General features: G+C 49.7%; 15 protein-coding genes. 10 read left to right on the forward strand and 5 right to left on the reverse strand.

The annotated features are described in order from the left end of the window. Positions 1–3: 3 nt before the first annotated feature. The 3 genes from WMW72_RS14075 to WMW72_RS14085 are packed head-to-tail and all read right to left on the reverse strand — an operon-like array spanning position 4 to position 2,180. Positions 4–648, reverse strand: coding sequence for an amino acid ABC transporter permease (locus WMW72_RS14075; protein ID WP_341416123.1), 645 nt, complete (start codon positions 646–648; stop codon positions 4–6). A 27-nt stretch (positions 649–675) separates the two neighbouring features. Further along, positions 676–1,542 carry a transporter substrate-binding domain-containing protein gene (locus WMW72_RS14080; RefSeq protein WP_341416124.1) on the reverse strand — a complete coding sequence of 289 codons (867 nt, stop codon included), beginning with the start codon at positions 1,540–1,542 and terminating at the stop codon, positions 676–678. A 56-nt stretch (positions 1,543–1,598) separates the two neighbouring features. After that, positions 1,599–2,180 (reverse strand): TetR/AcrR family transcriptional regulator, encoded by a 582-nt coding sequence (locus WMW72_RS14085; protein WP_341416125.1) that lies wholly within the window; start codon positions 2,178–2,180, stop codon positions 1,599–1,601. Positions 2,181–2,513: 333 nt separating this feature from the next. Between WMW72_RS14085 and WMW72_RS14090 the strand changes: the two genes are divergently transcribed. Next, positions 2,514–3,041 (forward strand): NAD(P)H-dependent oxidoreductase, encoded by a 528-nt coding sequence (locus WMW72_RS14090; RefSeq protein WP_341416126.1) that lies wholly within the window; start codon positions 2,514–2,516, stop codon positions 3,039–3,041. Positions 3,042–3,120: 79 nt separating this feature from the next. Here the strand turns inward: WMW72_RS14090 and WMW72_RS14095 are convergent, their stop codons facing one another. After that, the gene (locus tag WMW72_RS14095) at positions 3,121–3,480 is read right to left on the reverse strand and encodes a winged helix-turn-helix transcriptional regulator (RefSeq protein ID WP_341416127.1); all 360 of its coding nucleotides are present in this window, start codon (positions 3,478–3,480) and stop codon (positions 3,121–3,123) included. Between the two features lie 227 nt (positions 3,481–3,707). Between WMW72_RS14095 and WMW72_RS14100 the strand changes: the two genes are divergently transcribed. The 8 genes from WMW72_RS14100 to WMW72_RS14135 all read left to right on the forward strand — a co-directional run bounded on the left by WMW72_RS14100 (position 3,708) and on the right by WMW72_RS14135 (position 10,632). After that, complete coding sequence (locus tag WMW72_RS14100; protein ID WP_341416128.1) at positions 3,708–4,484, forward strand: DUF817 domain-containing protein; 777 nt, start codon at positions 3,708–3,710, stop codon at positions 4,482–4,484. 155 nt (positions 4,485–4,639) lie between these two features. Continuing rightward, on the forward strand, positions 4,640–4,990 hold the full coding sequence (locus WMW72_RS14105) for a MarR family winged helix-turn-helix transcriptional regulator (RefSeq protein WP_341416129.1): 351 nt from the start codon (positions 4,640–4,642) through the stop codon (positions 4,988–4,990). Positions 4,991–5,044: 54 nt separating this feature from the next. Beyond that, on the forward strand, positions 5,045–5,866 hold the full coding sequence (locus WMW72_RS14110; protein ID WP_341416130.1) for an alpha/beta fold hydrolase: 822 nt from the start codon (positions 5,045–5,047) through the stop codon (positions 5,864–5,866). After that, positions 5,863–6,165, forward strand: a complete 303-nt coding sequence (locus WMW72_RS14115; RefSeq protein ID WP_341416131.1) for a hypothetical protein — start codon at positions 5,863–5,865, stop codon at positions 6,163–6,165. Before WMW72_RS14110 ends, WMW72_RS14115 begins: the two co-directional genes overlap by 4 nt. 204 nt (positions 6,166–6,369) lie before the next feature. Continuing rightward, the gene (locus WMW72_RS14120; RefSeq protein WP_341416132.1) at positions 6,370–7,890 is read left to right on the forward strand and encodes a malate:quinone oxidoreductase; all 1,521 of its coding nucleotides are present in this window, start codon (positions 6,370–6,372) and stop codon (positions 7,888–7,890) included. Between the two features lie 165 nt (positions 7,891–8,055). Beyond that, positions 8,056–8,997: a cysteine peptidase family C39 domain-containing protein gene (locus WMW72_RS14125; RefSeq protein ID WP_341416133.1), complete on the forward strand. Its 942-nt coding sequence runs from the start codon at positions 8,056–8,058 to the stop codon at positions 8,995–8,997. Positions 8,998–9,146: 149 nt separating this feature from the next. Beyond that, complete coding sequence (locus WMW72_RS14130) at positions 9,147–10,094, forward strand: helix-turn-helix transcriptional regulator (RefSeq protein WP_341416134.1); 948 nt, start codon at positions 9,147–9,149, stop codon at positions 10,092–10,094. Positions 10,095–10,149: 55 nt separating this feature from the next. Next, positions 10,150–10,632, forward strand: a complete 483-nt coding sequence (locus WMW72_RS14135) for a GyrI-like domain-containing protein (protein ID WP_341416135.1) — start codon at positions 10,150–10,152, stop codon at positions 10,630–10,632. A 56-nt stretch (positions 10,633–10,688) separates the two neighbouring features. Here WMW72_RS14135 and WMW72_RS14140 read toward each other — a convergent pair whose 3' ends face one another. Continuing rightward, complete coding sequence (locus WMW72_RS14140) at positions 10,689–12,440, reverse strand: sulfatase family protein (RefSeq protein WP_341416136.1); 1,752 nt, start codon at positions 12,438–12,440, stop codon at positions 10,689–10,691. A gap of 103 nt (positions 12,441–12,543) precedes the next feature. Here WMW72_RS14140 and WMW72_RS14145 point away from each other — a divergent pair, with 103 nt between their 5' ends. After that, positions 12,544–12,768: a hypothetical protein gene (locus WMW72_RS14145; RefSeq protein ID WP_341416137.1), complete on the forward strand. Its 225-nt coding sequence runs from the start codon at positions 12,544–12,546 to the stop codon at positions 12,766–12,768. Positions 12,769–12,933 lie beyond the last annotated feature (165 nt).

Raw genomic sequence — 12,933 nt, forward strand, 5'->3', positions numbered from 1 at the left:
CCTTTAATAAGCTTTTGACAAGCGAGATTCGATACGGTCTAACACATACGAGAAGAACATACTCATCAGCCAGTACATCAGAGCGATGGCGATATAGAACGGCATGGCGACATAATATTGCGCGATTAGCAACTGGGCGGCACGCAGCAGCTCGGTCACGGTGACGACGGACACGAGCGACGTCTCCTTCAGCATCCCGACGAACGTATTGCCCATCGGCGGGATCGCCACCCGGGCAGCCTGAGGCAGCACGACGTGCCTCATTGTCTGCCAGGGCGTCAAGCCCAGAGACTGCGCGGCTTCCGTCTGCCCCTTGGGCACGGATAGAATCGCGCCGCGGAATGTCTCGGACAAGTAGGCGCCGATGTTGATGCTAAGCGAAATAAAGGCCGCTGTGAGCGGCCCGAGCGTAACCCCGTAGTCGGGTAGTCCGAAATAGATGATGAAGAGCTGGACCAGAATCGGGGTCCCGCGAATGATGGACACATAACCTCTGGCCAGATTACGGATGAGCCGATTTCCTTTGAGGCGGGCGATGGCCACGACGATCCCGATGATCAAGCCGAAGAACATTGAGACGATCGTGATCAGCAGCGTATAATACGCGCCCGTCAATAGAAATTGGAAGTTCTGCAAAACCAGTTCCATGCCTTACATCCTCCCGGTTGGCGCGGATTAGAAGTTCGGATCTACGCCAAACCATTTTTGGAAAATTTCTTTGAACGTACCGTCCGTTTTCATCTCAGCCAGCGCTTTATTGATCGCGTCGAGAAGCTCCGGATTGTTCTTGCGGAGGGCGATGCCGGCAAAATCCTCTTTGATCGGGTCGCCGACTGCCTTGATCTTGAACTGGTTCTTCTCGACTAACGGCTTGATGGCGAACACGTTGTTGATCGTCGCGTCGATCCGGCCGACGTTCAGGTCCTTCAGCGACGTGATGACATCGTTATATGTGGCGATTTCGAAGCTGCCGACCTTCGGCATCGCGGTGTCGCGCAAATATTTCTCGTCGTTCGTGCCGAGCCCGACGCCGATCTTCTTGCCCTTGAAGTCCTCGAGCTTCTGGATCGTCGTGTTGTCGCTCTTGACGATGACGTTCACTGCGTTTTTCACGTAAGGTGTCGAGAAGTCCATCGTTTTCTTACGGTCATCCGTAATCGTAACTTGGCTGACGAGCGCGTCGTATTTATCCTTCTGCAGCCCTTCGATCAGGCCGGAGAATTCGCCGGTGATGAATTCCACTTGAACGCCCAGACGCTTGGCTACCGCCTTGGCCACGTCCGCATCGAAGCCGTCGACCTCGTGCTTATCGTTCAGGAAGTTGTAGGGAGCATAGGTGCCCATCAGCCCGACACGGATTTTACCGGCCTTCTTGATTTGCTCCAACGAGCCCGATGCGGCTGTTGTTTCTGCCGGTTTATTGCCAGCGTTTGCGTTCGGAGCCGGAGTTGGAGCCGGCTTGTTCCCGCAGCCCGCGAGCGCGATCACCAGAACGCTGAGCAGCGACGCCGATTTCAAAAACTTGCTTAGGTGGTTAGACATAACAGTTGCCTCCTCGAGTCTTCTAAGATGTTGGTTTATAGCGATATAACGGCAGGTTATCCGAGCAATCCCCGGAATTCGAATTTGGCGGTTTCTTCAGCTATGGCTCCAGGTGAATAAGGCGATTGGTAATCCACGTCGTGCATCGGCCCGAACAGCCACTTGGACAGCACGCCGGTAATGAGACAGACCAGAATGTTGGCCCGTAGCGCCAGGTCGTGAGCAGCAGGAAGCATACCGAGCTCGGTAGCCCGCTGTATATTGTTCTTGAACGCTTCCTCGAAGGCAATCCAGGTCTGCGAGACGGCTTCCCGGATCGGCGGGTCAGCGCCCTGGCCCTTCATGAGCAGCAGAGCCATCAGATCCCGATTCTGGTCGGCGAACGTGAATAAGTCCGTTAGCAATCGCGCGGACGAACTCACCATGTCGTCCACCGTACCCGCATGCTTGCGGTAGCCTTGCTGGATGACTTCGATTAGCTTCGCTTTACCGCTCTCGATGATCTCCAGCGCGAGCTGCTCCTTGCTTGGATAATGCCAGTAGAAGGTACCTTGCGACACCCCAGACGCCTTGACGATGTCTGAAATCTTGGTGCCGTGATAGCCCTTGCGGGCAAATAAGTCGAGCGCCACAGCCATTAATTGCTGACGGCGGTTCTGATCTTGTTCCGGTAAAGCAGGCAGCTTCCATCGCCCCTCTCCACTTGACTGATTAGTCAGTTAAGGCTAATTCCGATGGGCTTACTATATTTTAAAGCTGTCTTTCTGTCAAGACCCAATCTGCGAACATTGTCGAATGCTGGATGGCGTTGACTATAGAATATCCCAAGGAAACAAAAGCTATCCAGATGTTATGGCCTAGGTACCCTGCACACTAACCTTTATGTAAGTACCTGAACTAAAAGTGCATACTTACTTATTTGCACGGTGCGATTTATACTCTGGAAGTAAATCCTGAAGGAGGTCATACTCATGAAAACTTTGATTATTGTAGCGCACCCTAGTCTGGAGAAGTCCGTTGTAAATAAGCGTTGGGTAGAAGAGCTGAGCAAGTATCCTGACAAGTATACGGTGCACGAATTGTATAAGGTGTATCCGGACGGCAATGTGGATGTGGAAAAGGAGCAGCAACTCATTGAATCCCACGACCATCTTATTCTGCAGTTCCCGATCTATTGGTTTAATTGTCCGCCGCTTCTTAAAAAATGGCTCGACGATGTGTTAGCGTATGGCTGGGCCTATGGCTCCAATGGGGATAAACTGAAGAGTCGCAAAGCGGGGTTAGCCGTATCTGCCGGAATTGATGAAGAAGATTACCGGGAAGAAGGGAAATACCATTATACGCTGGAGCAATTGTTAGCTCCCTTCGAAACGACCTTTCGGTACTGCAAGGCTGATTACCGTTCGTTCTTTGCGTTTTATGGTACAGAAAATGAGACGCCAGCAGACGACTTGGAACAAAGCGCACGCCAATATTTGAATTTTATCGATAGCCTGTAAGCGGCAGATGTAGTGAAGATGACAAAAAGAAGTATGTTCCAATTAGGACATACTTCTTTGGCTATCAGATGAGCCGAGCCTACCGCGGCACAGTCTCCAGAGCAGGCAAACCGTTCTTTTCTCCCCACTCACACATCATGTTTAACAAGGGAAGGAGAGACAGACCCCGTTCCGTTAGAGAATACTCAACTCGTGGGGGGACTTGAGGGAATTCCTTGCGCAGGATCAGGCCATCCGCCTCCAGCTCTTTTAACATGACACTTAGCGATTTGAAAGAGATCGTGCCGATGCTTCTCCTCAGCTCATTATGCCGTAAAACTTTATGTTCAGCCAGCCAATACATAATAATCATTTTGTATTTTCCGCCGATTAATGACAAGGTATACCCGAATCCCGTATCTTTTAGCGCCACACCAGTAGGAACACAGCTTTCACTCATCCATTACACTCTCCTTGGGGTGGATATAGGTTACATATATGCATACTTCATATTTTACAGGGATATGGGATAGGGGTAAAGTAAGCTTGAAAATAAGTAAAAAACCGAAATGTTTTTCTCTTTTTCCCGATCCCTTACACCTTTATGATGATGAAAGTAATCAAATCCGAGGACTTTCTTTCATAAGCTAAACGTATGATGAGAGGGCAAGGGAGGAAATCAACCTAATGTACCGCATACTTCAACTCCTACATTTTGGCTATCATCAAGCAATGAGCTGCCTGTTTCCGGTTGCAATTTTTGGAACTTTAGCGATATCCCGCGTGATCGAGGTGCCTTTTCTTTACCGGTACGATGCCATTCTTCTCATCCTGCTTGCCGTGCAGTACCTGATGTACCGCAGTGGACTGGAGACACGCGATGAAATTAAAGTCATCTGTGTCTTTCATCTCATAGGCTTGCTGCTGGAAATTTATAAGGTCAGGATGGGATCATGGTCATACCCGGAGCCTGGGTTAACGAAGGTGTTCGGTGTACCGCTCTATAGCGGATTTATGTATGCAAGTGTAGCAAGCTTTATGTGCCAGGTGTGGCGCAGACTGAGGATGGACATGACCGGCTGGCCGGGACTTGCTTCTGCAGGACTGCTGGGAGGAGCCATCTATCTGAACTTTTTCACGCATCATTTCATTCCGGATTTTCGTTGGTGGCTGACAGGGCTTGTCTGTATCGTTTTTTGGAAGACATGGATCATCTATCGGGTACGGATGGTGACGTATCGCATGCCATTAACGGTTGCTTTTATGCTGGTAGGTTTTTTCATCTGGTTAGCTGAGAACATTGCTACATTTCTGGGCGCTTGGACGTACCCTGACCAACAGCAAACTTGGCATCTTGTTAGCTTCAGTAAGATCAGCTCGTGGTTCCTGCTGGTTATCATCAGCGTCATCATTGTTGCACAACTTAAACATGTGAAGGCTGGCAGGAAGACGAAAGAGGGCTAACTCGTCAGGCAGAATACCTATTTGATAATCAGGCTTAGTTTCTTTATCTTGAAATTTGTTTGACATCAAACTATAATCTAGCTATGGAAATTAGAGATGGCATTTCGTTGATATCGAAAATTAGAGAGAAAGTGAATCGGTTTATTGTCACAGAGATGATGAAGCATGGGATAGAAGGCATAGGTACCTCGCATGGCGATATCTTCTATGCGCTATTCCAGAATCCCAGGCTCACGATGGCCGATATCGCTCAGAAGATCAATAAGGATAAGTCCACAGTTACCGCACTTGTCGACAAGTTGGCTCGACTCGGTTATGTGGCCAAGGAAAGGGATAGCGAGGATACGAGGGTTGTCTATGTGGCTCTAACCGCTAAGGGGAGTGAGCTGAGGCCTGTCTTCGAATCCATATCCCAAGACATGCTGGACGTGTTTTACTTCAACATTTCTGAACAAGAGAAAAAAGATCTGCTTCACATTTTAAAAAAGATCCACGGGAATTTTTAAATTTTTTTCGATATATAGTTTGATATCAAACTAAACGAAGGAGAGGATATGATCATGAGAGATTTTGCGAAGGAATTGCCCAGTCATACGGAGATATACATCGGTGAACATGATTTATTTGTAGAGATATTCGAGGGAGATGCTCTCCCCGGTGCAGTTCAGCCAAGGCCTCCGTTGTTATTTGTACACGGTGCTTATACAGGAAGCTGGATGTGGAGCAAGTATGTCCCGCACTTCATCCGAGCAGGGTGGACCTGCTACGTCATGAACTTGAGAAGTCACTACAAGAGTAGGCTGCTGGATATGACGAAGATCACGTTCGATGATTATCTGGAGGATATACGCGAGATTATCGCGGCGTGCGGTGTTCCGCCGATTCTTGTCGGCTTCAGCATGGGAGGGATCTTAAGTCAGAAGCTGGCCGAAACCACCCTGATCGCCGGGCTGGTATTAATCGATTCCGTCATAAGCCGAGAGGTTTTTGAAGCCGTACCTTACGAGCAGATGGACTGGATGGCACAGGGACTCATACTGCCTGCCCCGGTACGTGAAGAGATTTCAAGCCTAGATGAAACGGCTGACGACATCGAGTTTCAAAGAAAATATTTGACTATGGAGTCATCGAAGGCGTTTGGGGCTTTTGTTTTTTCAAGCGAAGCCAAGGGCATATCCATAGATAGCAGGTCGATTGTTTGCCCATGCCTGGTGGTCAAGGCAGTAGGCTGTGAGGATGACGACCGCCGGGGCCTCGTGACAGCGGAGCATCTCCGTGCTGAATATAAAGGGCTGTGGCATACCACCCATACCGGCGTGCTCGTAGGGCAGCGATATAGGGAAGCGGTGGATACGATCCTAGATTGGTTAAAAAGATATTGAAATGGACTCGTCCTCGGCTCCATAAGCCCTCAGCGGATGCCTTCGTCTGTCTGAAAGACTATGTACGGCTTGTCGGCGAACTCGAGGCTGAGAAGGACATGCTGCATAAACATTCACAACTGGAAACCCCGATACGTAAGATGGTGGAAGAGAGCCTGGGTGAGGGTGTAGATGAGACGACTTCGTTCGTAGGAACTGGCGATCCTCAGAAACGTTGTCGGCTCTATGAATATCGGATTAAGGATGGCAATTACCCTTCGGGAGCGTCTTATCGGCCCTCAGCGGGAGACCGCCGTTAAACTTGTTCAGCAGACATTAATGGCTTATACTAGGATTAAGGGAATTAAATTAATATTTTAATCTATTATTAATAGTGATACACTAGCATTAGGTTATTACGATACAGAAAAAATGTGTGACTAGCCTGCGCCCTGTCTTGCTGTGGCGCCTAAGCCCGTGCGCTACATTCTTTCTGCAAACTTTAGGGTATAAGGACGGTAAAAATGAGTAACCGACAAACTAAAACAGACGTAATCTTAATTGGCGCAGGAATCATGAGCGCTACGTTGGGGTCGCTGCTGAAAGAATTAGTACCGGACTGGGAAATCACAGTGCTTGAAAGGCGAGAGAAGGCAGGCGAGGAAAGCTCCAACGAATGGAATAATGCGGGAACCGGGCATTCATCACTATGCGAGCTTAACTACACCGTTGAAAAACCGGACGGTTCCATAGATATTAGCAAAGCGATAAAGGTTAATGAAGAGTATCAGGTATCGAGGCAATTTTGGTCGTATCTAGTGAACAGCAAGCTGATCCGCAATCCGAAGGATTTTATCAGTCCCGTGCCTCATATGAGCTTTGTCCAAGGGGAAGACGATGTAGCTTTTCTGAAAAAACGTTTCGATGCGTTGTCCAGCCACCCCCTATTCCAAGGGATGGAATTTTCCGATGATCCGGAAAAACTGAAGGAATGGACGCCGCTCATGATGAAAGACCGCAAAGTGAATAAACCTATCGCCGCAACTAAAATTGACTCTGGAACGGATGTCAACTTTGGTGCTTTAACGCGCATATTGTTCGACCACCTGAAGAGCAAAAACGTCAATATTAAATTCAAGCAAAATGTGGATGATATTAAACGTACCAGCGACGGCTTGTGGGAATTGAAGGTTCGTAATGTCGATAGCGGTAATGTTGAGCGCCATTCGGCCAAATTCGTCTTTATCGGCGGCGGCGGCGGAAGCTTGCACTTGCTGCAAAAGTCCGATATTCCTGAAGGTAAAGGGATCGGCGGATTTCCGGTAAGCGGACTGTTTATGGTCTGTAAGAAACCGGATATTGTCGCACAGCATCAGGCCAAAGTATACGGAAAAGCTGCGATCGGCGCGCCTCCGATGTCTGTCCCTCATCTGGATACTCGGGTGATCGACAAGAAGGAATCGTTATTCTTTGGGCCGTTTGCCGGCTTCTCGCCGAAGTTTCTCAAGCACGGCTCCATGCTGGATTTGATCACTTCCGTAAAGCCGCATAACCTGGTCACGATGCTCGCGGCAGGTGTGAAGAACGTTCCGTTGACCACCTACCTGATCAAGGAAGTTATGCAGTCCAAAGAAAAACGCATGGAGGCTTTGCGGGAATTTGTCCCGAATGCCAAGAGCGAGGATTGGGAACTGGTCGTCGCGGGTCAGCGTGTGCAGATTATTAAAGATACGGCTGCCGGCAAAGGAACACTTCAATTCGGTACGGAGGTCATTAGTGCCGCGGATGGCTCGATAGCTGCACTGCTTGGCGCTTCACCGGGTGCTTCTACCGCCGTTTCCGTCATGGTGGAGATCATCCAAAAATGCTTCCCTCAGCATTTAAAAGCTTGGGAGCCGAAATTAAAAGAGATGATTCCTTCGTATGGCGTGTCCCTGTCGAAGCATCCGGAGATTGTCCAGGATATTCATACATCCACAGCGCGGGCGCTTGGTCTGGCAGGCAAAGAACAAGCGAATCCGAATAAGCAAAAATCTATCGTTTGATTAAGGAAGCATAGATGGCCGTTTAGGCCATTTATGCTTTTTTTTGTTGGCGCAATTAGCTCCGCAACATCAAATTTTCAGCAATAAAGAGCAAGAACTGCCGGATGAAAAGAGTTATTCTGAATATCTTGCAGGGCAGAATCGGGGGAGAAAGGATGATAGCTTGTGTTTACCTATGTCGGAAACGGTGCATATTGTTATGCAAATTCCACATCCATGCTGCTGGATAGCATCGGGGAACAGGTTTCGCCGAACCTTATCGAGGTGTTGACCGGAGTAGGATTGGGGGCGGTTTGGTTTAAGGAAGACAACATGATTTTTTTCTCCAATGGTATTCCCCATCTAGGGGTTAGCAAAGCCATGGACATTCTGGGGTGTGCAAGCAAAGAAGTTTCTGGAACGGATGAAGCTGGATTGGTGGAAAAGATAGCGGAAGAGCTTAAGGAACATCCGATTATGATGGGGCCGCTCGATATGGGTTTTCTGACCTATATGCCGAATCATCCATATCTGCATGGCTCCGACCATTATGTGTTGGCACTTGGGTTGGAGGACGGATGGGTTCGACTGCATGATCCGGCGGGATATCCTTTTGCTACGCTGCCTGTCCGCGACTTGATCCAAGCATGCAAAACAAACCGACTGCAGTATCGGCTTTATCCAAATGATCTTATCTATCACTATTGGAGCGAGCCAGTGAGGCTGCAACACCGAACATCGAGTGAAATGTATCGCGAAGCCATACGTTACTTTCGGGAAGTGTATTTGGATGCGGATCGCCTCGCATCGGTACATGGTTGGATGACAGGGGGCGATGCTATTGCGGCATTGCAGCGCCATGTAAAGGCAGGGGAAGTTGATCCGGGACTGCAAGGTCACTTAACGCATTTTGCATTTCAGGTCGGGGCAAGGCGAGCATTGAACTACAGCGAGTTTTTCCAATGTGAGAACCCCAAACTATCCGGGCTAAAATTCATGCAGTCCGAGATGTTCGGAAATTGCCATGGCCTTGCCGTTCGGGGGGAGTGGCAAGCGATAGGCGATTCGTTACAAGGTTTAGGCGAGTTTGAACAACAATTCCGTGAGCTGTTATTTCAGAAACATTAGAAGGTCATATCTATAATATAGAAGGGCCTCTCAGTAGAGGAGCCATTGTCATCTAATCTATGAGATACTAGGTTCAGTAGCGATGACCATCGCGAGCTAGTCCAGGATAAGGCTCGGCCTTGTCCTGGACAGTCTCTGGGGGAGAACGGATGAAAATTGATCGCCTATTAGCTATGACGGTGCTGCTGCTCAATCGCCAGCGGGTCAGTGCCAAGGAACTGGCCGAACGCTTTGAAGTTTCGACGAAGACCATTTACCGGGATATGGACACGCTGAGTCAGTCGGGAATTCCGGTTCTGGCGCATCAAGGAACATCGGGCGGGTTCGAAATTATGGAGGAGTACACAATTGCCCGCCAATTTCTAACGCTGAGCGAAATAGAAGCTATTGTCGCGGCTGTAAAAGGCATCAACACCGTGATGAATGATCAAGTATTCGCTACGCTGCTCGATAAAGTAAAAGCCCAGCTCAGTAAAGCGGATAGAGTGGCTACAGGGCAGCCAAGAACGGGCATTGTGTTTGACTTCAATCCGTGGGGCCAAGGCGCTGGCGCAAGCGATAAAGCCAATAAGCTCAGGCAAGCGATAGAGAGCCATAGCTTGGTGTCCTTCCAATATACGAATATGAACGGCGCAGAGAGTGAACGGGTCATCGAACCGGCGGTGTTAATTCTCAAAGGCTATATCTGGTATGTGCATGCCTATTGTACGATGCGGGGTGAGTTTCGGGTATTCCGGTTATCCCGTATGAAAAATCTGCAGGTGCTGGATCAACCTTTTATACGTCGTCAGGTGCCGTCATTGGAAGCTTATGCATGGGATCCGCAATGGTCGCAGGACATCAAGGAAGAGATGGTGTTTACCTTCAGCCCGAGGGTTGGCTACAGGGTCGGGGATGCGTTCCCTCCCGAGCTGCTCACTTATCGAGACGATGGATCGATACAGCTACATGGGCGATTTCCGGCTGACGAATGGTTATATGGCATGCTTCTGAGCTATGGGGAGCATGTCCACGTGGAGCAGCCGGAGCATGTGGCCGCTGAAGTGGTGAGCCGTGCTCAAAAAATTGTGGAGCGCTATGCCAAAGTGGACAGATAGCTGTCTACTTTTCCTGGTTATACTAAGCTTAAACACTAGGAAATGAGGCAGGCGAATGAATACCTTTCAGACTGAAAAACCGCAAATGACGCTGGCAGGAGTGACTGTACGTACCACGAATGCCGAGGAAATGGGTCCGAATGGACGCTTGGCGCAGCTATGGGATGATTACTTCCGCAATCAAGCTGCCTTACAGGCGAATAGCCATCTTGCTCATCTTATCTATGCGCTGTATACCGACTATGAAAGCGACGCAACCGGAGCCTACACGGTGATTATCGGGCATGAGGTGGACGGTGCTGCGGCTCCTGCTGAAGCCGAAGGTGCCCGTGCCGTTGTGCCAGCGAGCCGATATAGGGTATTTACGACGAAGAAGGGCCCGGTACATGAAGTCGTTGCCGAGGCATGGGGCCAAATCTGGGACTATTACAAGGACTCAGAGGAAGTTAGGGCCTTTACCGGGGACTTCGAGGTGTATGACTCCCGGCATTTCGATCCTGCGAATACAGAGGTACAGATCTATATTGCTATCGCATAAACAAAAGGACGCCGGATTCCGGCGTCCTTTTGTTTGATCCGAAGCTGTTGTCCATCTTAGCGGTTAGACCGCTCGGGGTACAAACGCTTCTGCCTCCGCTGCTCCTCCAGCACTTGCAGCATCCGGGATAGAATGCCGGGATACTGCTGGGCGAACGCAGGGTGGGCCAGATTTCGCGTTTCGAGCGGATCTTCCGTTAAGTGATACAGCTCGTATTCGTCGGGGCAAGGTTTTGTTTTGCTCTGTTCGACCCACGCTGTCCCCTTTCCGTCTGGGTCCCGAGCAGGCCGATAGGTCGTATCCTCCACGCATGGAGTGCTCCAGAACTGAGGGTTATCGAAATAACGGGAAAGCTTCCACAGTTCTTTTTTTCCGTGCCGGTAGAGGAACGTGATGACTGTCTCAATATGATTAGGCTGAATGACAGCCGGATAGGGATGTCCAAGCGGGCTGATCTGATGCTGGCCGCGGGTGATCTCATCATCGGTCATGAAATAAATAGGTTCCTCCGCTATGGATAAAGGATGCTGTTCGCGAAGCAGCGGCGTGAGATTGCGTCCGACAAGCCGGCGGGCTTCACTGAATTGGCCTTGCAGTCGGCTTTGTACCTCAGCGATATCGATATTCGCAAGTCCGAGCATAGTAGGCAGCAGATCGACATGGCTTGTGAGGGTATTTGCCTGTACGGGCTGCGGGAAGAGCTGACGATTATAGATGAGGAAAGGGACATGTATCACTTCCTCATAGGCACAGTACATCTTCTGGTACAACTGACCATGGGCGCCGAGCAGGTCTCCGTGATCGGAAGTAAAGATCACGATCGTATTGTCATAGAAAGAACTATGGGTAAGTGCTTCGAACACTTTATGCATCTGACGATCGGCATTTTTCTGCAGCTGGTAATACAGCTTGCGGTACTTGCTCTGATCGGTAATCGGCTGCAAAGCTTGGGGGTAGATATCCCGGTAGCTAGCCTGACAGCGAGGCTTGCTGAGCAGATCCTCGTGGATGGTTGGCGGAGGCGGAACCTCTGGCATAGGACCCACGTCGAACCGGAACACGGGCAGCTGAGCCGTGAGATCGCCGTATAGCACAATATCATGCGGATTGACGAATGAAGCCACCACGAGCCAAGGTTCCTCTTGCCCGGTGTCATGGTGGAGCCGATCCAGTGCCTGGAGCAGCTCCACCGTCTCTTCGGCATATCCTTCATCTCGGCCGCTTACGCCGAATGCAGCGGAAGATCCGGAATTTCGCGGGTTCTTGCCATGAGGCTCGGGACCGATCCAATCGGAAAATCCGAAGCTGCCCAAGCGATTGGCAGACCTGTACAAGTCTTGCTTCTCATTAGGAAGACCCGTCAGCGCATCATAACTGGCCAGGCTCGTATGCGTGCCTGGAATGACGATATCTTCATGGGAAATATGCCATTTCCCTTTATAGTAGGTTTGGTATCCAGCGGCACGGAAGTAATCTCCCATGGTCGGCACCGCGTTCGGGTCTAGCCAAAACATATCCGAATCCGAAGCGTGCTTGGCGATTCCGTCCGTCTGAGTGACACCATGGAGGGATGGATAGTGGCCGGTGAACAGCGTAGCGCGGCTAGGGCAGCATGCAGCGCTCCCGATGTAATGCCTTTGGAATTCCACGGCGTGCGTTTTTAATAGCTGCTGCGTGATCAGGTTCTGCTGACGCCACTCCCGAATATCCTCGTCCTCATAGACGGGAGGGTAGCGTTCTTCATCGACGACAAACACGAGAAAGTTCGGTTTTTCCAGCGGATTAGCAGAGGATCGAGGGGTTTTCAAGCAAACACATCCTAGGCCCATAGTTTTGACCTAATATATGTAGCGGGAGGCTAAGATAGAAGCTTTGAGCGGGTCTGCTCATGTAGATAGATTAACAGGGCAGTTGAAAAAAACCAAAGCTACACGGCTGGAGAACCAGGTCTATTCGAACAGAGTGGTGCGATCGGAGTTCGATAAAAACTGGAAAACGGTTGTGTCCAGAAGCGGTTATGTGATATATATTGCGACCAGGAATCATGCCACAGTTACGGTACTGCTTAGCACCGGCTCCAGTAAATTGCTTATCTTTAGCCAAGGAGGCAGGGTACAGTACCAGCATAACCGATAGCCGTTTCAAGCTTTTTCCCATCAATTACCCTCTCCTTAGTCCGTTTAGGAATTTTGATTAAGTAATGCGTAATTCTCATCTTACACGACCTCTCCGGGCATGACAATGTACCTATCTTATAGATCGTAAGAAATATAAAGATTCTTCTCGCAAGGTTTAACTTGC

The sequence above is a fragment of the Paenibacillus filicis genome, assembly GCF_038070315.1.
Taxonomy (GTDB): domain Bacteria; phylum Bacillota; class Bacilli; order Paenibacillales; family NBRC-103111; genus Paenibacillus_G; species Paenibacillus_G filicis.